The sequence below is a fragment of the Flavobacterium limnophilum genome (genome assembly GCF_027111315.2).
GTDB lineage: Bacteria > Bacteroidota > Bacteroidia > Flavobacteriales > Flavobacteriaceae > Flavobacterium > Flavobacterium limnophilum.
This window is the reverse complement of sequence record NZ_CP114289.2, coordinates 3,603,931-3,623,217: the sequence shown is the minus strand read 5'-3', so window position 1 is coordinate 3,623,217 and position 19,287 is coordinate 3,603,931. Positions and strand designations below refer to the sequence as shown.

The 19,287-nt window shown below is 36.9% G+C and carries 16 protein-coding genes; 6 read left to right on the top strand and 10 right to left on the bottom strand.

Annotation, left to right across the window (positions count from 1 at the left end; translation table 11 throughout):
• Positions 1-33: 33 nt before the first annotated feature.
• The 7 genes from OZP13_RS15035 to panC all read right to left on the bottom strand — a co-directional run bounded on the left by OZP13_RS15035 (position 34) and on the right by panC (position 7,094).
• Positions 34-1,995 (bottom strand): transglycosylase domain-containing protein, encoded by a 1,962-nt coding sequence (locus OZP13_RS15035; RefSeq protein ID WP_281297696.1) that lies wholly within the window; start codon positions 1,993-1,995, stop codon positions 34-36.
• Positions 1,996-2,173: 178 nt separating this feature from the next.
• Complete coding sequence (locus OZP13_RS15030; RefSeq protein WP_269240931.1) at positions 2,174-2,620, bottom strand: hypothetical protein; 447 nt, start codon at positions 2,618-2,620, stop codon at positions 2,174-2,176.
• 64 nt (positions 2,621-2,684) lie between these two features.
• Positions 2,685-3,074 carry a hypothetical protein gene (locus OZP13_RS15025; RefSeq protein WP_281297695.1) on the bottom strand — a complete coding sequence of 130 codons (390 nt, stop codon included), beginning with the start codon at positions 3,072-3,074 and terminating at the stop codon, positions 2,685-2,687.
• 139 nt (positions 3,075-3,213) lie between these two features.
• On the bottom strand, positions 3,214-4,575 hold the full coding sequence (gene radA / locus OZP13_RS15020) for a DNA repair protein RadA (RefSeq protein ID WP_281297694.1): 1,362 nt from the start codon (positions 4,573-4,575) through the stop codon (positions 3,214-3,216).
• A complete protein-coding gene (locus OZP13_RS15015; protein ID WP_281297693.1) occupies positions 4,575-5,726 on the bottom strand; it encodes an alpha/beta hydrolase in 1,152 nt (383 codons plus the stop codon). The genes radA and OZP13_RS15015 overlap by 1 nt, the downstream gene beginning before the upstream one ends.
• Positions 5,727-5,880: 154 nt before the next feature.
• Entirely contained in the window at positions 5,881-6,231 is a 351-nt protein-coding gene (panD, locus tag OZP13_RS15010) for an aspartate 1-decarboxylase (protein WP_281297692.1), read from the bottom strand.
• 14 nt (positions 6,232-6,245) lie between these two features.
• A complete protein-coding gene (gene panC, locus OZP13_RS15005) occupies positions 6,246-7,094 on the bottom strand; it encodes a pantoate--beta-alanine ligase (RefSeq protein WP_281297691.1) in 849 nt (282 codons plus the stop codon).
• Between the two features lie 108 nt (positions 7,095-7,202).
• Between panC and OZP13_RS15000 the strand changes: the two genes are divergently transcribed.
• The 6 genes from OZP13_RS15000 (at position 7,203) to OZP13_RS14975 (ending at position 16,826) form a co-directional block, all read left to right on the top strand.
• Positions 7,203-8,009 (top strand): glycogen/starch synthase, encoded by an 807-nt coding sequence (locus tag OZP13_RS15000; RefSeq protein ID WP_281297690.1) that lies wholly within the window; start codon positions 7,203-7,205, stop codon positions 8,007-8,009.
• A gap of 21 nt (positions 8,010-8,030) precedes the next feature.
• Positions 8,031-9,650, top strand: coding sequence for a BamH family beta-barrel-assembly machinery protein (gene bamH / locus OZP13_RS14995; RefSeq protein WP_281297689.1), 1,620 nt, complete (start codon positions 8,031-8,033; stop codon positions 9,648-9,650).
• A 9-nt stretch (positions 9,651-9,659) separates the two neighbouring features.
• A complete protein-coding gene (glmS, locus tag OZP13_RS14990) occupies positions 9,660-11,507 on the top strand; it encodes a glutamine--fructose-6-phosphate transaminase (isomerizing) (protein WP_281297688.1) in 1,848 nt (615 codons plus the stop codon).
• 301 nt (positions 11,508-11,808) lie between these two features.
• On the top strand, positions 11,809-14,649 hold the full coding sequence (locus OZP13_RS14985; RefSeq protein WP_281297687.1) for a TonB-dependent receptor: 2,841 nt from the start codon (positions 11,809-11,811) through the stop codon (positions 14,647-14,649).
• 245 nt (positions 14,650-14,894) lie between these two features.
• Complete coding sequence (atpD, locus tag OZP13_RS14980) at positions 14,895-16,406, top strand: F0F1 ATP synthase subunit beta (protein WP_281297686.1); 1,512 nt, start codon at positions 14,895-14,897, stop codon at positions 16,404-16,406.
• A gap of 138 nt (positions 16,407-16,544) precedes the next feature.
• On the top strand, positions 16,545-16,826 hold the full coding sequence (locus OZP13_RS14975; protein WP_269240924.1) for a F0F1 ATP synthase subunit delta/epsilon: 282 nt from the start codon (positions 16,545-16,547) through the stop codon (positions 16,824-16,826).
• Between the two features lie 90 nt (positions 16,827-16,916).
• Here the strand turns inward: OZP13_RS14975 and OZP13_RS14970 are convergent, their stop codons facing one another.
• From OZP13_RS14970 to OZP13_RS14960, 3 genes are all read right to left on the bottom strand, one after another.
• Positions 16,917-17,126, bottom strand: a complete 210-nt coding sequence (locus OZP13_RS14970; protein WP_269240923.1) for a helix-turn-helix domain-containing protein — start codon at positions 17,124-17,126, stop codon at positions 16,917-16,919.
• Between the two features lie 3 nt (positions 17,127-17,129).
• Positions 17,130-17,642, bottom strand: coding sequence for a DUF2975 domain-containing protein (locus OZP13_RS14965; protein ID WP_281297685.1), 513 nt, complete (start codon positions 17,640-17,642; stop codon positions 17,130-17,132).
• Positions 17,643-17,767: 125 nt separating this feature from the next.
• Positions 17,768-19,270 carry an aminotransferase-like domain-containing protein gene (locus OZP13_RS14960; protein WP_281297684.1) on the bottom strand — a complete coding sequence of 501 codons (1,503 nt, stop codon included), beginning with the start codon at positions 19,268-19,270 and terminating at the stop codon, positions 17,768-17,770.
• Between the last annotated feature and the right edge of the window lie 17 nt (positions 19,271-19,287).

Here is a 19,287-nt window from a genome sequence, read left to right as displayed (position 1 = left end):
CTTTGCGCTCTTCGTAACTTCTTTGTGGTTAAATCAAAACTCAAACGGCTCTTCCACCGCCAATGAGTCCAAGGGAATAGAATCTTGCACTTTTATGTTCAAGAGCGAATGGGCACTTCCTGTAAGTTGTAATGGAATGGATTGTCCAATGGTGTCTTCTGGAATCAGGATTCCTCTTCGCAACATCAAATTACTAAGAAATTTTTGTTGTTGTTTGGCAAAGGATTTTAGGTTTCCTTCGTTGTCGAATTGCCACATAAATTTCTTTGGTTTTGGAACTATAGTTGCCAAAAACAAACATTCTTTCAAGGTCAAATCAGCTGGGCTTTTCTGGAAGTAGAATTGTGAGGCTTCGCCAATTCCATATATATTTGGTCCCCATTCGATGATATTGAAATAGACTTCCAGCATTCGTTCTTTGCTGGCGATTCTATTGTTTTCGAGGATGTAAACCAACAAGATTTCTTCCAGTTTTCGAGAGGCTGTTTTTTCTCGGGTAAGAAACACGTTTTTGATTAATTGCATGCTAATCGTGCTGGCACCACGGGAGAATTTCTTGGTGCGAATGTTTTTGAGAATCGATTGCTTGAAGGCTTCGTTGATAAAACCGCGATGCGAGAAAAAAGAAGGGTCTTCCGATGTTAAAACGCATTTTTGTAAATAGGGCGAAATTTGGTCCAAAGGCGTGTAATTTGGATTCCCAGAACCCACCAAAACAGGTCGTTGCAACACGTTTTGAATGATGGCGCGATAGATAAATTCTCCGTTGAGTTTGTTCAGGTTGGCTTCGCCGTATTTGGTAATTCTTAGGTTTTCTTTCTTCAACTTGCTGTCAAAAACAAGTTTGTTAGGCTTGTTTTTATTGAACATAAAATCCAGATTGTATTCGAAGTTGCCTTCGGCTTCCATTCCTTGAAAATGGGTGAACAAGCCATTGGGGAGCGAAACAATAAAATCCTGCGCTTTCATCTTTGGAATCGCCACTTTGAGTTTGTAAATAGTGTCTTCTTCTGTTTCGTAAGCCAGATAAGGATGGAATTTCACCTTGTTGAATTGCACGGTCGAACTGCTGTCAATCGAAACAAAATCAGAGCCCAAGAGGAATCTAAAATCGAATTTTGCATTTTTGATGACCACGTCTTTGTTGGCAATTTTCTTGTGATTTATCATCAAATTGGCAATGGAAGCAAAGCCGTCAATATGCAATTCGCTACCTGATTTGTCTATGTTTTGAATGTTCACGCGAATGGAATCGAAACTTGATTTTAAACCAAAACGTTCGTCGAGATAAGGTACTTTTATCGCCCCGGTGTCAATATTAAAAAATCGAATGTCGGCGGTTTTGTTTCTTGGGTCGGCAAAACCTTGGATTCGGATTCGCTGCGTGAAAGCTTTGGTTTCGACTTTGATGGAAGTTTCCAATTGCTTGTTGACCAATCGTAGTTTTTGGAAATTCAGCGTCGTTTTTTTGCCGTTGTCGTCCAATCGGAACGAAAGATTTTCTACTTTCATGTCCGTTGGAACCAAATTCAAGACTTTCGAAATGAGTCTGTAGGCTACTTTGGCGTAATCTCTTTTTTCGTTGGAAGAAGTTGTGGTTTCGTCTTTTTTTAGAAAAGCATCAAAATTGCGACCTTTTTTATTTTTGACCAATTGCACATAACCATTCTCGATTTCCAATGTTCCCAATTGCACATCGCCAACCAACAGTCGCCATAAATTGACGCTGGTTTTCATTTTTTTGATATTGAAAAGTGTGTCGGCATTTTTGGGAGCCAAAACAATGTTGGAAAAACTCAGGCCGGAAAGTCCCACAAAAGAAGCTTCTTTTACAGTAAAAGTGCTGTTGTATTCGCTTGCCATTTTGAAAGAAACCTTGGCAATGGTTTGTTTCAATAATTCATTTCTAAAAACAAAAAGAGCGATAATTAGTGCTAAAAAAGATATGGCAACTATTTTTACAGCTAAAATAATTTTTTGTTTTCGGGTTCTCATAAATTAGTTTCCGTATGAAATTTTCGGAGCATAAAGAAAAGAAAAAAAAAGGAACGGGAATTAATTTTATGATTCTCTTTGTAATTTTTTTAATCAACTTGCTTCTGCGTTCCTGGATATTAAACAAAAAACCACAACACCTTCATATCGTGGTTTTTGAATAGATATATCTGAAAATTTATCGCTGTTTGGCTAAGTTGATTTTGCGTTCCAATGGGTTGTAAAAATCCCTGACCTTGGCCACAATTTCGTTTAAAGTCATATTGTCCGAAGTTTCAACGGCTTTTAGATTGGTTTTGCCCAGCGATTTATCATCATGTATTTTTTGTTCCAGTTTTGTTTTGGTTTCTCCTGGACCAAATATATAGAGATAAGCGGGTTTGTTGATCTGGTTCATCACCGATTTTAGGTAATAATTCAGTTCTTCTTTTTTCCGATTGTCAAATTTCGTTTCGCTGTCGCCGTGATGGCTGCCGGAGAAAGTTCCTTTGTTGCCTTCTTTGTTGTGGTAAACGCTGTTTTCAACTTCAGAATCTATTTCGGTAATTCTTTCTTCTTTTTTGCCATCAAGAGTGACAATTATTGCCTTCTTGCTGTCTATCCAAATGCCGACTTGTTTTTCCATGATCTTATTTTTTATGTTAAAAATGAATTTTCTAAACAGTTTTGGGACAGAATGAGTTTTTGACTTAATGTTCTTGATACAAAACATCTCTCAGTTTCTCTATCAAAACCGATTCTGATTTGTTTTTTTCCGAAAAAGAATTTGCAATTGCTTTTGCGGTTTTTAGGATTAAGTCATTTACTTGGGGTGTGAACAAACTTGGGTGTTCTTTTTTGAAGTATAGTAAATCAGGAATTACTTTGCCCGTATTTCCATCTTCCTCGATTAGCCAGTCAAAAACAATTTCGATTTGATACGCAGCATCATCGCCAAATTCATTTAATGTAGTTTCAATTGGAACCCACTCTTTTTGCACTATTTCGTTGAGTTGCGCAATTTCTTCCTTGCGAACAGTTCCGTCCACTGAGGCAACACTGTAGAATAGTTTGCCCAGTTGCTGGTAGAAATGAATCATTGTTTGGTGCGAAGGTTTCATTTTCTATATCCTTCTCATAGGAGAAAAGAACACATAAATTTACGAAGAAATAATGAAAATCAAGCGAAATTAAATAATCTTTTCGTTTGATAATTAATGGATTACATAAAATGAGAAGTTACCCAAACAATTCACTCGCCACGTCTTCAATTTTAGCCACCAATCTTATTTTGATTATCGTGTTTTTCAAGGCTATTTTATTGTATTTCGATACAAAAATGGTCGAAAATCCCAATTTTTCTGCTTCTTGAATGCGTTGATCCACACGATTCACGGGGCGAATTTCTCCAGACAAACCGACTTCTCCCGCAAAACAAAAATCTTTGTTTACCGGAATATCTTCATTCGACGATAAAATAGCGGCCACAACTGCCAAATCAATCGCGGGATCATCTACCGAAATTCCTCCTGTCACGTTCAGGAAAACGTCTTTGGCGCCAAGCCTGAAACCGGCTCTTTTTTCTAAAACTGCCAGAATCATATTCAGCCTTTTGGCGTTGTAACCTGTTGTACTGCGTTGCGGCGTTCCATAAACTGCCGTGCTGACCAAGGATTGAATTTCAATCATCAACGGGCGCATTCCTTCGAGAGTTGTTGCAATGGCGGTTCCAGATAATTCTTCGTCCTTGTGCGAAATCAGTATCTCGGATGGATTGGAAACTTCGCGTAAACCGTTGCCTAGCATTTCATAAATTCCGATTTCGGCAGTGGAGCCAAAACGGTTTTTTAGTGAGCGCAAAATACGGTATACATGATTTCGGTCGCCTTCGAATTGTAAAACGGTATCGACCATATGTTCCAATATTTTGGGCCCGGCAATGTTTCCGTCTTTGGTAATGTGTCCAATTAAAATTACTGGAATATTGGTTTCTTTGGCGAATTTTATCAGTTCGGCAGTGGTTTCTCTAATTTGTGAAATACTTCCCGGAGTCGATTCAATATAATCGGTATGGAGCGTTTGAATGGAATCGATGATGACGATTTCGGGTTCGATGGCTTCAATTTGTTTGAAGATATTTTGGGTTTTGGTTTCGGTAAGAATATAGCAATTGTCTCCGTTTGGCGTGATTCTTTCGGCACGCATTTTTATTTGTTTTTGGCTTTCTTCGCCGGAAACGTACAAAGTTTTGTATGGCAGTTTTAAAGAAATTTGGAGCAAAAGCGTGCTTTTTCCGATGCCTGGTTCGCCTCCCAAAAGGATTAAGGAACCGGGAACAATGCCGCCACCCAACACACGATTGAGTTCACCGTCGGTGGTGTCCATCCGGATTTCTTGGGCGGAATCAATTTCGTTGATTCGCAAGGGTTTTGGAGCTTTGGAATTAGCAGTTGATTCGCTTTTCCAAGCTACTTTTTCTTCTTTCTGGATGATTTCCTCGGCGATGGTGTTCCATTCTTTGCAGGAATTGCATTGGCCTTGCCATTTTGAATATTGGGCGCCACAATTCTGGCAAAAAAAGGAAGTTTTTACTTTGGACATTATTTCTTTTTTGGTGTTAGACTTTGCATTTCGTCAAATTTTTCCAGCATCATGTTTTTTGTCAAGTCTCCTATTTCGCTTAATTGAGAGGCTTTTTGATAGGCTTTTGCCGCTTTTTTAGTGTCGCCCAGTTTTTCGAACATCAGGCCTAATTCATAATCGGCAAGCATTGATTTTGGATAATTTTTCTTGGCAATTTGGGACAAATCGTCTAATTCTTGGTAGGCTTTGTTTTTTAGAATTGCCGCCTCAATGGCTTTAAAATCGGTTGCCCGAATAGGAACTTTAAACCCTAAAATTTTTTCAATTCCATCGTATTTATCGGTTAAATATTTGGTGTAACCACTGGGTAATATTGCAATTTTTTCAGTGAATTCTGCCATTGAAATGGGTTTGTAGCAATCAAAAAATTGGTACAGGGCATTTGGTATCGAATAAAGAACCGTGGAGTAATGGGAAGCGCCTTTGAACTCGTCGTATTTGTAATTTAGCATCGGATTGGTAAGCTGTTTTATGTTGGTATCCAGGGTTTTGATGTCTTCTTTAACCTCTTTTAAATCGCCTTCTCCCGAGGATTGGTAATAAAAAACAGGTTTTTTTAATTTGGCCAAATTTTCTGGAATTCGAACCTCCATTTCTGGGGCGAGTTCAGGACTTAAAGAAATATAGGCATTGAAAACAGGATTTTCCTTGTAGAGATAAAAGTTCAAATACCCGGCTGTGGTGTCGTGCCCGGCAATGATTCGAAAAGGTGCCACGCGGTATTTTTTTTCGATATAAGGAAGCAATTCGCCACCAACGAATTCAAAAAAACTTGCTCCTTTTTTTGCAGGAACTCCATTGAAATCGTCGTAATTAGTGTCTTCTATTCGTTCTTGGTTTTTGTTTTGGCTGATGCCAACGATTATGGTTTCCGGTAAATCATCCCAATAAGCACCGTAGTTCAAAGCGCCAAAAAAGGGGTCGAACAAGTAATCTCCATCTAGCAAAATGAGAATTGGATATTGTTTGTTTGGGTTTTTCTCATAGGAAGCGGGCAGTCCAATGGTGATTTCCCGGCTTTCTCCCAATTTGGTTGAAACAAAGGTTTCCGTAGTTTTTTGTGAAAAAACAGTTGCAGAAAAAAGTAACAATAGTAATGTATGTTTCATGTTTTCGAGATTAAAATTCTCCCGGTTTTTCGGGAACAAATAGAGTAGCAATATAGTACTTTATTTGCTTTTATTGAAAACAGGAATGGTAAAAACAACTGAATTTGGGAAATCCGAAACAGTTGTAAAATCTAAAGATGGATTTCCGAAAAGATTAAGTCAGGGAATTGTCTTTTTCATTGGGAAATACAATCCATGGTTTGAAGGTTTTGGCTTCTTCAAAGTCAAGAGTGGCATAAGAAATGATGATGATGATGTCGTCTCTTTGCACTTTTCTTGCGGCAGGTCCATTGAGGGTTATTTCACCTGAATTTTTTTCACCTTTTATGGCATAAGTTTCTAATCGTTCTCCATTATTGATGTTTACAATCGATACTTTTTCGCCTTCAATAATATTTGAAGCTTCCATTAATGCCTCGTCAATGGTAATGCTACCGATGTAATTTAAATCGGCGCCAGTCACTTTTACTCGGTGAATTTTTGATTTTACTACTTGTATTTGCATAGTGCAAAAGTAAATTAATTTAATGAAATGGTATCAATCAATCGAATATTATTGACAAATACGGCTATAAAAGCACGGTATTTCTTGTTTTTGTTTTTTCGCAAACAAGGCAAAAGCGTGGCCTCGTCGGCAATTTGAAAATATTCCAATTTGAAATCAGGATTTTTTTCAAATGATTTTTGTATCCAATCGGTTACGGCTGTGGCGCTGTTTTTTTTGAATTTTGTTTTGGCGTCAATTAACGTTTGGTAAATCAAGGAAGCTTCCTGTTTTTCTTTTGATGACAAAAGTGCGTTTCTAGAACTCATCGCCAAATTGTTCGGTTCCCTGAAAATGGGACATCCTTTGATGGTGACTTTCAAGTTGTTTTTTGCCACCATTTTTTTTATGATTTGCAATTGCTGAAAATCTTTCTCTCCAAAATAGGCATTGGTGGGTTCCACAATTTCGAAAAGACGTTTTACGATGGTTCCAACACCATTGAAATGTCCGGGTCTGAATTTTCCTTCCATTTGGTTTTCCAATCCATCAAAATCGAAAGATTGCGAAACGGTTTGGCCTTCATAAATGTCTTCGACAGTTGGGGCAAAAACGATGATTTCTGGACTCAAATTTCCTATTTTTTGGATGTCTTCATCCAGCGTTCTCGGGTATTTTGCTAGGTCTTCCGGATTGTTGAATTGGGTGGGATTTACAAAAATACTCACGACAGTGGCTTGGTTTTCCTGCATTGACTTTTGTATCAATGATAAATGTCCTTGGTGCAAAGCACCCATTGTAGGAACGAACCCAATGGTGAAATTGCTGGTTTTGATAGATTTTAAATAATCTCTCAAAGCTGCTTTCCCGTAGAAAATATGCATGGCTGTTTTATTGAAATAGTTTGCAAACTTATATATTTTAGTCCATAACTGCATAAATTTTTGTAATTTTGCATGGTTTTTATTGCCAATAAATTAAGTAAATACAATATGGAAGATAAGAGGATATTATATGTATCATCTGAAGTTGTGCCTTATCTAGCTGAAAATGAGGTGTCTTCAATGTCTTATGAAGTGCCGAAAATGATCAATAATCAAGGAGGACAGATAAGAATTTTTATGCCGCGATATGGGAATATTAACGAAAGAAGACATCAATTGCACGAAGTAATTCGGCTTTCGGGAATGAATTTGGTAGTAAATGACTTGGATATGCCCTTGATTATAAAAGTGGCATCGATCCCCAAGGAAAGAATACAAGTATATTTTATCGATAACGACGAATATTTCAAACGTAAAGCTACTTTTACTGACGAAGAAGGTGTTTTGTTTCCAGATAATGACGAACGCGCCATTTTCTTTGCCAAAGGAGTTGTCGAAACAGTAAAAAAACTCAATTGGGTTCCAGATATTATACATGTTCACGGATGGATGGCGGCCATGTTGCCCATTTACATGAAACATTATTATAAAAATGAAGCCTTGTTTTCTGAAACCAAAATAGTGACTTCGGTTTATGGTCAATCTTTTGAAGGAACTTTGGATAAAGAAATGATTAACAAGGTGAAGTTTGACGGTGTTCCAAATGATTCGATTATTGATTTGGAAACTCCAGATTATGAAAATATCATGAAAGTTACCATTGCACATTCTGATGCTGTTATTATTGCTTCCGAGAATGTGTCTTCAAGTTTAACAAAATTTATAGAATCTTCGGGCAAACCTTTTTTACCTTTCGCCACGAAAGATAAATTTGCCGAGGCTTATACTAATTTCTATAAAAATTTTGTTCTTTAAATTTAATATTTTCTATTAAACATGCGTAATAATTCCATTTTCAAGCAGATTCTATTGGTCGCAAGTATCGTCCTTTTTGTTTCATGCGATAAAGACTATAATGTAATTGGAGACGGCTTAATTGGCGAAAATCATTTTACCCTCAAAGACTCCACTTTTTCTGTTGTGGCTTACAATGAAAAGATCACGCCAATTCAATCCAACAACCTTCCTATAAATGCCTTGGGTATTTATGATAATCCAGCTTTTGGCAAGACTACGGCAAATTTCGCAACGCAATTAATTTTGGCTGCCGAGGATCCAGTAATTGGAGCTAATCCCGTAATAGACAGTGTGTATATTGAGGTGCCTTATTTTGTTGATGCCACCCAAACAAAGGCATTAACGGCTGGTGGGAATAGCTATGTGTTGGATTCTATTTATGGTAAGTCTTTGGCAAAAATTAAGCTGAGTATTTTTGAATCAGGTTTATATATGCGAGACAAGGATCCCGTGGGAGGATTTCAAGAAGCCCAGAAGTATTTTACGGATCAAAACACGGATTTTGAAAATCTTAAAAAGGGAACTCGTTTGAATGATGATGCCAACAAGGCTCAAAACGACGAATTTTTTTATAATCCAGCACAACGCAACCTTACCACTACAGATGCTGCCGGGAAAAAAACCAATGTTTATTCCACTCCAGCAATGCGTTTGAAATTGAACAGTCAATTTTTTACGGACAAGATAATAAATGCCCCAGCGGGTAAATTGACAACCAACGAAATTTTCAAGGAATATTTCAAGGGATTGTATTTTAAAGTGGAGCAATCAGGAACTGATCCGGGAAGTTTGGCCATGATCAATTTTACAAAAGGTACAATAACTATTAATTATAAAGAAGATTTATCTACAACTGTAGGGACGGTGGTTACCGTAACAAGAGTTCCTAAGTCAATCGTTCTTAATTTGTCAGGAAACCAGAAAGATAAAGTGAATACCGTGAGTTTGTTGGAGCAAAGCAATACAAATGCAAACTATTCTAATGCTACAGGCAACCCAGATCGTGTGCTTGGAGATGAAAAGTTGTATTTGAAAGGTGGTGAAGGTTCATTGGCGGTTATAGAGCTTTTTGACAAAACGGATTTGATTGGGTATGATAAAGACGGGAATTTAACTGGGCCTAACGGGGTTTCAGACCAATTGGACATTATTCGAAAAAAGGGGTGGTTGATTAATCAAGCCAGTCTTCTTTTTAATATTGATGCCAGTTCAATGGCCAATAGTTATGAACCAGAAAGGGTTTATTTGTATGATTTTACCAATAGTCGAATTACTTTAGATTATTATAGTTATTCGGGAAAAATAACTAGAGATGCAACTTCTCAAAAAAGAGGCGTTTCCTATAAAGTGAATCTTACGAATCATATTAGAAGTCTTGTGAAACACAAGGATTCAACCAATATTAAGCTGGGAATTGTCGTTACCGAAAACATTGAGATTCCAGATTTTTATAAGCTGAGAACGCCAACAGCCTTCTTGTCTAAAGCACCCAAAGCCAGCGTCATGAATCCGCTGGGAACGGTACTTTACGGAGGAAAATCTTCAGTTCCGGACAGTAAAAGATTAAAACTTGAAATTTATTATACAAAACCTAATTAAGCAAAATTTATGTGTGGAATAGTTGGATATATAGGCTATAGAGAAGCTTATCCTATTGTTGTTAAGGGGCTAAAAAGACTTGAATATAGAGGATATGATAGTGCTGGGGTTATGTTGTATGACGGAAAAGATTTAAAACTTTGCAAAACCAAGGGTAAAGTTTCGGATCTTGAAGAGAAAGCTTCAAAGGAAATTACTGCCACTGGAACAATTGGAATTGGGCATACCCGTTGGGCGACACATGGTGTTCCGAACGACGTAAATTCTCATCCACATCTTTCTAATTCAGGAGATTTAGCTATTATTCATAACGGAATTATTGAAAATTATGCTCCACTGAAAGAGGAATTGATTAAAAGAGGGTATGTTTTTCACTCAGATACAGATACTGAAGTACTTGTAAATCTTATTGAAGAAATACAAAAAAAAGAAAACCTAAAATTAGGTAAAGCAGTTCAAATTGCGCTAAACCAAGTTTTTGGTGCTTATGCAATAGCCGTTTTTGACAAGAAAAATCCTGAAGAAATTGTTGTTGCCCGTTTGGGAAGTCCATTGGCAATAGGAATTGGAGAAGGTGAATATTTTATAGCCTCGGATGCGTCTCCATTTATCGAATATACATCAAATGCTGTTTATCTAGAAGACGGAGAGATGGCAAACATCAGGTTGCACAAACCAATGAAAGTACGAAAAATTAAAGATGATTCTTTAGTTGATCCCTATATTCAGGAGCTTCAAATGAATTTGGAGCAAATCGAAAAAGGTGGTTACGACCACTTTATGTTGAAAGAAATATACGAACAACCAAATGTCATAAAAGACACCTATAGAGGAAGGCTTCATGCGAATGAAGGGATTATTCAAATGTCGGGAGTTGAAGATAATTTGGGTAAATTTCTAAATGCTGAAAGGATAATTATTGTTGCCTGCGGTACTTCATGGCATGCAGGATTGGTGGCAGAATATATTTTTGAAGAATTTACCAGAATTCCGGTTGAAGTGGAATATGCTTCTGAATTCAGATACAGAAATCCAATTATAGGTACACGTGATGTCGTAATAGCAATATCGCAATCGGGTGAAACTGCCGATACTATGGCTGCCATAAAGCTGGCCAAAGAAAAAGGAGCATTTGTTTTTGGTGTTTGTAATGTTGTAGGTTCTTCTATTTCTAGAGAAACACATGCCGGAACCCATACGCATGCAGGACCAGAAATTGGAGTGGCTTCTACAAAAGCATTTACCACACAAATCACGGTTTTGACCATGATAGCTTTGCGTTTGGCAAAAGCAAAAGGAACTTTGACTAATGCTGAATTTCACAGATATTTACAAGAATTGGAACTCATTCCTGAAAAAGTGAAAGAAGCTTTGGAAACCAATGATAGAGCCAAGGAAATTGCATCTGTTTTCAAAAATTCGCACAATTGTTTGTATCTAGGTAGAGGGTATAACTTCCCGGTTGCTCTTGAAGGAGCCTTGAAGCTAAAAGAGATTTCCTATATTCATGCCGAAGGATATCCTGCGGCCGAAATGAAACACGGACCAATTGCTTTGATTGATGCCCAAATGCCGGTGGTTGTTATAGCACCAAAACAAGGACATTATGATAAAGTAGTGAGTAATATCCAGGAAATTAAATCCCGAAGCGGCATCATTATAGCCGTGGTAACCAAAGGTGATACACAAGTACGTGAGTTAGCCGATTATATTATTGAAATTCCAGAAACATCAGATGCCTTGTCGCCGTTAATTACGACCATACCGTTGCAATTATTGTCCTATCACATTGCGGTCATGAGAGGTTGTAACGTAGATCAGCCTCGTAACTTGGCTAAGTCCGTTACTGTTGAATAAGTAAGCTCTTACATATTGTTATTTTTAAAGCGAGATTTATTCTCGCTTTTTTATTGTTTTGTAATTATGTTAAATTGCTGTTTTTTTAAGTAAAATACTGTATTTTTATTAGGTTTTATATGCAGGCATAGCATTTTTTTTAATTATTAATGAAAAAGAATGCTTATATTTTTAAATTATCAATACGAAATAATTATAAATAGTCTAATAAAATTATTGATTATGATTTTTTTATGACGTTTTTGTGATAATGTCAAAAATATTTTTACATTTACTTCACTAACCAATAAAACTTAACCAAATGAGAGTTTATTTTCTTTTTCTGTCTTTGCTTTTTTGCAGCATTACTTTTGCTCAAAACACTATTACAGGTACTGTTACAGACGCTAACAATCAACCTATTTCTGGAGCCAATATCCAAGTCCTTGGAGACAAAGCAGGAACGGTAACCGATGGGGTTGGAAAATTTACTTTAATTTCTTCAAAAACGCTTCCTTTTACGATTGAGGTTACGAGTTTGGGTCACGAGACTAAAAAAGTGACTATTACTTCAAACAATCAGAATGTCAATGTAAAATTGGTGGGAGAAGAAACAAAATTGAGTGAAGTGGTGATTTCTGCTTCCAGAACGCCGGAACGAATTTTGGAATCACCAGTTACCATTGAAAGAATGGGGATAAAGGAAATTAAAAGAACGGCATCTCCAACTTTTTATGACGGATTGGAAAACCTGAAAGAAGTACAGGTGAATACCAGTAGCTTAACTTTCAAATCCATAAACACTAGAGGTTTTGCAACTGTTTCAAATACTCGATTCATGCAACTAGTAGATGGAATGGATAATTCTTCCCCTCTTTTAAACTTCGTGTTGGGTAATATGATTGGAGTTTCGGATATTGATGTTCAAAGTGTGGAATTATTGCCTGGAGCGTCTTCTGCATTGTATGGTGCAAACGCCTTTAATGGAATCATGTTCATGAACAGCAAAAGTCCTTTTGACTTCCCGGGTATTTCAGCTTATTTAAAATATGGAGCCACCAGCCAAGATGCTGCCGGCACTAACGGTTTTTATGATTTTGGAATAAGAATGGCGCATAAGTTCAATAATTATTTTGCTGCAAAAGCCAACTTTACCTATATGGATGGAACAGATTGGTATGCCACGAATTATGATGACAGAAATCATCAAGGACAAGGAAGAACCAGGAATAACAACGATTATGACGGGATAAATGTATATGGGGATGAGCAAAAGGTATATAATCTAAACGATGTGGGAAAACAAATGGTTGCAAATGGGAGTTGGGCAGCTAATGGTTTGCCGGCTGCTTGGGCTACCTCATTGCCTAAAGATTACGTGACTAGAACGGGTTACAATGAGGTTGATTTGACAAATAATAAAGCCAGTAACACTAAAATTGATTTTTCATTTCATTTAAGGCCACTTGGTGACGAAAGAGTAGAGGTAATCTGGCAAAGTAAATTTGGGTTTGGAAATGCAATTTATCAAGGGGCAAATCGATATAATTTGAATGATTTTTACATGTCCCAGCATAAATTAGAAGTGAAAGGTAAAAACTTTTTCGTGAGAGGATATGTAACTTCGGAAGATGGAGGGAAATCATACGACATGAATTTTACCGGAACCCATATAAACGAAATGTGGAAACCAGATGCTACATGGTATGGCACTTATGCCGCAAACTATGCTGGGGCAATCAATAATCCCGCAAGTCCCTTATTTGGAAATGTCGCTGGATCCAATGCTTTTGCCCGTGCAAAAGCTGATGTAGGTAGATTGGTGCCGGGAACAGCTGGATTTCAGTCTGCTTTTAACACTGTAATTGCCGATCCAAGTTCATTGACAGGTTCAAAATTGGTGGATAATTCCAAAATATATCATTCAGATGCCAATTATAACTTTAAAGACCTTATTAAATTTGGAGAAATCCAAGTGGGTGGATCGTACAGGGATTATCAATTAGATTCTCATGGCAGGATTTATACAGATGCCAATAGTTTAATTAAATACAGTGAATATGGAGCTTATATGCAATTACAGAAAAAATTTATGGAGGATAGATTCAAATTCACGGGGTCTATTCGTTATGATAAAGCCACGAATTTTGACGGGAATTATTCTCCAAGAATATCCTTGGTGTATTCTGGAGGTGAAAAAAAACAACATAATTTCAGGGCGTCTTATCAAACTGGTTTTAGAAACCCAACTACACAAGATCAATACATTGGTTTCAATGTGGGGTATGCGGCACTTGTGGGTTCGGCTGCTGATAACTTAACAAGGTTTACGGAAACATTTACGGTAGCAACAGCTGTTGGTCAATCTATTAATGGTGGAGCTACAAAAATTATGACAGGAGAAAATGCTTACTACAATTCTTACACAAGAGAATCTGTGGGAGCATTATTGGCAACCGGTAATACAGCATTGTTGAAAAAAACAAATGTAGCATTGGTGAAACCAGAAGAAGTGCAAGCATTTGAGCTGGGATATCGTTCGCAAATCAAGGATGTCAATATTGATCTTAATGGATATTATAATATTTACAATCATTTCATAGGAAACACGACCGCTATTGCAACATATTATGGGCAGGCAGTAGATGGTGGCGCAGGTGCTTTAGGAACGCAGTCTTTGCATGCGCTTCAAAATGGCAATTTTAGAGTGTATCAATTATATACCAACACAGCTCCTGAAATCCATTCATTGGGAGTAGGAATTGGTCTTTCAAGAAAAATGTTTGGAAATTATGATTTTGGAATTAACTATAACTATGCGCAATTTGATTTTGACCAAGCCAAAGACCCCGGTTTTGAGGCAGGTTTCAATACGCCAAAACATAGAGTGAAGGCTTCTGTTGGAAATGATAAATTAATTGAAAATCTTGGGTTTAATGCCAGTGTAAGATGGAACAGCGAGTATATGTGGGAATCCACAATGGTTGATGGAATGATTGCTTCGGCTACTGTTGTTGATGCGCAAATCAATTACGGACTTCCAAAATTAAAATCAGTAATTAAATTGGGTGCAACAAATATTGGAGGAAAAGAATATATTCAAGTATTGGGCGCTGGAGCAATAGGGCAACAATATTTTGCTTCTTGGACAATTAATCCATAATACTATTTGTTTTATTTTTAAAAACCATTATGGTAACGTGATGGTTTTTTGGTTTTTAGGTGCTTTTTTATCCTTATTTTACTTCTTTAAGGGAGTTGTCTGGAAGAGTCGGTTTTTTTATAAAAAAAGTATTGATTTTTATATTTTAAAAAATTACCTTTGCGCACTGAAAATGCATCCAGTCGATTAATTTTGTTTGGATGTGTTTCATAAACCTGAATAGCTATTTAATAAATACATAAGCAATGTCAAAAGTAATAGGAAAAGTTGCCCAAATCATCGGACCAGTTGTCGATGTAGTTTTCAACGGTAAAGATGTTGAACTTCCGAAAATTTATGATTCATTAGAAATCACGAAAAAAGACGGAACTTTATTGGTTCTTGAAGTACAATCTCACATCGGTGAAAACACCGTTCGTACCATCTCAATGGATTCAACAGACGGTTTGAGCAGAGGTTATGAAGTGGTTGGAACAGGAAATCCAATCAAAATGCCAATTGGTGCAGATGTTTACGGGCGTTTGTTTAACGTAATTGGAGATGCTATTGACGGTTTAGGGAACTTGCCAAAAGATGGCGAAAATGGAATGTCTATTCACAGACAAGCTCCAAAATTCGAAGATTTATCAACTTCATCTGAAGTTTTATTCACGGGTATTAAAGTAATCGATTTGATTGAGCCTTACTCAAAAGGGGGAAAAATTGGATTGTTCGGTGGTGCCGGTGTTGGTAAAACAGTATTGATTCAAGAGTTGATCAACAATATTGCAAAAGGTCACGGTGGACTTTCAGTATTCGCAGGAGTAGGAGAAAGAACACGTGAAGGAAATGACTTGCTTCGCGAGATGTTGGAGTCAGGAATTATTAAATACGGTGAGGAATTCATGCACTCTATGGAAAATGGAGGATGGGATTTGTCTAAAGTAGATATGCCAGGAATGAGAGAGTCTAAAGCTACTTTCGTTTTCGGACAAATGAACGAGCCTCCTGGAGCTCGTGCTCGTGTGGCACTTTCAGGATTGTCAATTGCTGAATATTTCCGTGATGGAGCAGGTTCAGATCAAGGAAAAGATGTATTGTTCTTCGTTGATAACATCTTCCGTTTTACACAAGCAGGTTCTGAGGTATCGGCACTTTTGGGTCGTATGCCATCTGCGGTAGGTTACCAACCAACATTGGCAACCGAGATGGGGGCTATGCAAGAGCGTATCACATCTACAAACAAAGGATCTATTACATCTGTACAAGCGGTTTACGTTCCTGCGGATGACTTAACTGACCCGGCGCCAGCAACAACATTTGCCCACCTTGATGCAACAACAGTATTGTCTCGTAAAATTGCTGAGTTAGGTATTTACCCAGCGGTAGATCCACTAGATTCTACTTCTAGAATCTTGACTCCACAAATTATTGGGGATGAGCATTATGACTGTGCACAAAGAGTAAAAGAAATTCTTCAAAAATACAAACAATTGCAAGATATTATCGCGATTCTTGGTATGGAAGAACTTTCAGAAGATGATAAATTGGCTGTATCAAGAGCTAGACGTGTACAACGTTTCTTGTCACAACCTTTTCACGTAGCAGAACAATTTACAGGTATTCCTGGAGTTTTGGTTGACATTAAAGATACCATCAAAGGATTCAACATGATTATCGATGGAGAATTAGACCACTTGCCAGAAGCAGCTTTCAACCTTAAAGGAACCATTGAAGACGCTATCGAAGCTGGAGAAAAAATGTTGGCAGAAGCATAATTAAGTTGGAAGTCAGAAGCTAGAAGTTAGAAGTCAGAAGCTAGAAGTCGGAAGTTAGAAGTAAATTCTTCATTTTCCTCTTCAATCTTCCCTCTCCCATCTTCCCTCTTCCCTCTCCCATCTTCTAACTAAAAAAAGATGATTTTAGAAATAGTATCACCAGAAGCAAAATTATTTTCAGGAGAAGTAACTTCCATTTCACTTCCAGGAGTTGACGGACACTTTCAAATGTTGAATAATCACGCGCCAATAGTTTCATTACTTCAAAAAGGGCTTGTAAAAATTACAGCTCCAAGTTTCAATTTTAGTAGCGAATCAGAAGGGTTGTTTACGAAAGTAAACGATCAAAACTACACGTTAGCTATCAATTCTGGAACTATCGAAATGAAAGACAATAAAGTAATTGTTTTAGCCGACTAAGACAATTTCAATATAAAAATTAAAGCCAAACAGTAATGTTTGGCTTTTTTGTTTTCTGTCATTGCTGAGGAATGAAGCAATCTATTGATTTTATTCCTCTTTTACAAACTCCATAATATCTCCGGGTTGGCATTCAAGAATTTCGCAAATTAATTCTAAAGTTGAAAACCGAATTGCCTTTGCTTTTCCGGTTTTCAAAATAGAAAGGTTGGCAGTGGTGATTCCCATTCGATCCGCCAATTCATTCGAACGCATTTTTCTTTTGGCAAGCATTACGTCAAGGTTTACAATGATTGGCATAATTTATACTGTTAAGTCATTTTCTTCTTTTATGGAGTAGATAATCTTAAAAATGGTGCTTAGGACCATAAAAAACAATCCAATGCTAACTGAAATCAAGAAAGAATCATAACCCCCAAAATCAAGAGATAAACCCGGATTTTTTCCTTCCACTCTTTGATAGATAAGAAAACAAACACTACTTATAGTTGAAGAAGTTAAAACAGAAATACCAATTAAATTCAACATTTGTGGTATTTTTGGATTGAATACTTCTCTTTTTTTAAATAAAATAACAACTTTTCTGAGAGTGTAAATACTATAAAGAAATATAAAGCTACTTATCGTATTTATTGCTACAATAGTTTTATTTAAAGCGTTATGATTGATAATTTTATGTCCCTTAAAATTTATGGACATATCTGGTACTGATTCGAATAAATACATTGTTAAAATGATTATCACTGGAATACAGGCTATTATTGAAAAGAACCAAAAAATATCTAATATCGTTTTTAAAATGTTTAATTTTTTCATAATCAAAGTTTAAAGTTCAATACAAATATATAAAAATTATTGATAAACAATAAAAAAACATATATAAACAATAATTTTATTCCGGCTGCTTCGTTTATTTAAATTTGTGTGCTAATGTGTTTTGATTATTTAGGACTAGTCACCACATCATAAGTCTGTCTCAATTTCTTTACCAGAATTTCTATTTCTTCTTCATTCAAATGACCAAAACCCAAACGGATCGCACAAGTGTCTTTGTCTTGATAAAGAATGGTTTTGGGTAAAAACAAATCGTGTTTTAATGCTTGCTCTGAAAGTTGGACCAAAGGAATCTCAGTAATAAACTCTAACCATAATGCCAAACCACCCGTTGGCTTTTTAAAACGGATAGTGTCTTTGAAATTTTCTTCCAAACATAGGCACAAAAAATCGCGTCTCCGCTTATAAACTAGGATGTTTTTTTTGAGTAATCGATGAATTTCGCCTTCATAAATCAATTCGGACAACATTTGTTCCCGGATTAAATCGCCTTGCCGATCCAGCATTTGCAAATAGTTTTTGGCTTCTGAAATTAAATTTTCAGGGGCGACTACAAAGCCTGTTTGGAAACTTGGAAATAATGATTGTCCAAGCTTTCCCAAATAGATTACCATTCCATCGGCATTTGCACTTGCCATTGGTTGCATTGCCACGCCTTCAAACTGAAAATCATAATCATAATCATCTTCTATTATGGCAAACTGGTATTCTTTCGCAAGCTGCAAGAGTTTTAAACGACGTTCTACACTTAATGAAACAGTAGTCGGATAATTGCGATTAGCGCAAAGATAAACACAGCGAATGTCGCCTTTCGCAAAATGGTTTTTAATATAGTCCACATCTAAACCTTGTTCGTCAACAGGAATTTTTTTGATAATCGCTCCCGCTTGTTGAAAAATCATATTGGCGGCATAATTACTCAAATCCCCAACCAGAACCACATCTTTTTGGCGAATTAAAAGTTGCGAAATAATGTACAAACTCATTTCGGTGCTTCTGGTGCTGATGACGTTTTCGGGTTTAATGTGAAGTCCCCTTGTGGCATTCAAATAATTACACAATTGGTTTTCAAAAACCGAATACCTTGTTTTTTTATTGTAATTCCAGTTTGAAATCAGTGATTTCCGTTTCATCGAAGCACCATACCATTTGGAAAACTCGTGAATGGGATGCAACCTCAAATCAGGTTGCCCATCATTTAATTCGTATTTTGCTTCCGAAAATTCTTGTGTCGATGATAAATTAAAAGAGGTTTGAAATGGAAATCCGGTTGCTTCGGCAAAACTATTAAGGTCTCCTATTCGGTTCGAACCCGCTTTTATGGAAGCTGTTTTTTGTTCAGGAACCAATACAAAAGTGCCTCTATTGGCCATTATTTCGACCCAACCTTGAGAAGCCAATTCGTCATAGACTGCCACGGCCGTGTTTCTGTGAATATGCAGTAATTGACTAAAGATTCTGGTTCCGGGCAACAAAGTGCCTTCTGCCAAATAACCACGCTGAATGGCGTTGATGATTTGTTGGGAAATTTGGATATATACCGAACTGGCACTTGATTTATCAAAGTGGAGAAGTTCTTTTAACAACGCATTGACCGGACTATCTATCATTTTAAAACTGGACTATT

Bases quoted from the DNA above. Each gene is read 5' to 3' on its own strand.
- OZP13_RS15035 (WP_281297696.1), bottom strand. From the start codon at position 1,995: ATGAGAACCCGAAAACAAAAAATTATTTTAGCTGTAAAAATAGTTGCC.
- OZP13_RS15030 (WP_269240931.1), bottom strand. From the start codon at position 2,620: ATGGAAAAACAAGTCGGCATTTGGATAGACAGCAAGAAGGCAATAATT.
- OZP13_RS15025 (WP_281297695.1), bottom strand. From the start codon at position 3,074: ATGATTCATTTCTACCAGCAACTGGGCAAACTATTCTACAGTGTTGCC.
- radA (WP_281297694.1), bottom strand. From the start codon at position 4,575: ATGTCCAAAGTAAAAACTTCCTTTTTTTGCCAGAATTGTGGCGCCCAA.
- OZP13_RS15015 (WP_281297693.1), bottom strand. From the start codon at position 5,726: ATGAAACATACATTACTATTGTTACTTTTTTCTGCAACTGTTTTTTCA.
- panD (WP_281297692.1), bottom strand. From the start codon at position 6,231: ATGCAAATACAAGTAGTAAAATCAAAAATTCACCGAGTAAAAGTGACT.
- panC (WP_281297691.1), bottom strand. From the start codon at position 7,094: ATGCATATTTTCTACGGGAAAGCAGCTTTGAGAGATTATTTAAAATCT.
- OZP13_RS15000 (WP_281297690.1), top strand. From the start codon at position 7,203: ATGGAAGATAAGAGGATATTATATGTATCATCTGAAGTTGTGCCTTAT.
- bamH (WP_281297689.1), top strand. From the start codon at position 8,031: ATGCGTAATAATTCCATTTTCAAGCAGATTCTATTGGTCGCAAGTATC.
- glmS (WP_281297688.1), top strand. From the start codon at position 9,660: ATGTGTGGAATAGTTGGATATATAGGCTATAGAGAAGCTTATCCTATT.
- OZP13_RS14985 (WP_281297687.1), top strand. From the start codon at position 11,809: ATGAGAGTTTATTTTCTTTTTCTGTCTTTGCTTTTTTGCAGCATTACT.
- atpD (WP_281297686.1), top strand. From the start codon at position 14,895: ATGTCAAAAGTAATAGGAAAAGTTGCCCAAATCATCGGACCAGTTGTC.
- OZP13_RS14975 (WP_269240924.1), top strand. From the start codon at position 16,545: ATGATTTTAGAAATAGTATCACCAGAAGCAAAATTATTTTCAGGAGAA.
- OZP13_RS14970 (WP_269240923.1), bottom strand. From the start codon at position 17,126: ATGCCAATCATTGTAAACCTTGACGTAATGCTTGCCAAAAGAAAAATG.
- OZP13_RS14965 (WP_281297685.1), bottom strand. From the start codon at position 17,642: ATGAAAAAATTAAACATTTTAAAAACGATATTAGATATTTTTTGGTTC.
- OZP13_RS14960 (WP_281297684.1), bottom strand. From the start codon at position 19,270: ATGATAGATAGTCCGGTCAATGCGTTGTTAAAAGAACTTCTCCACTTT.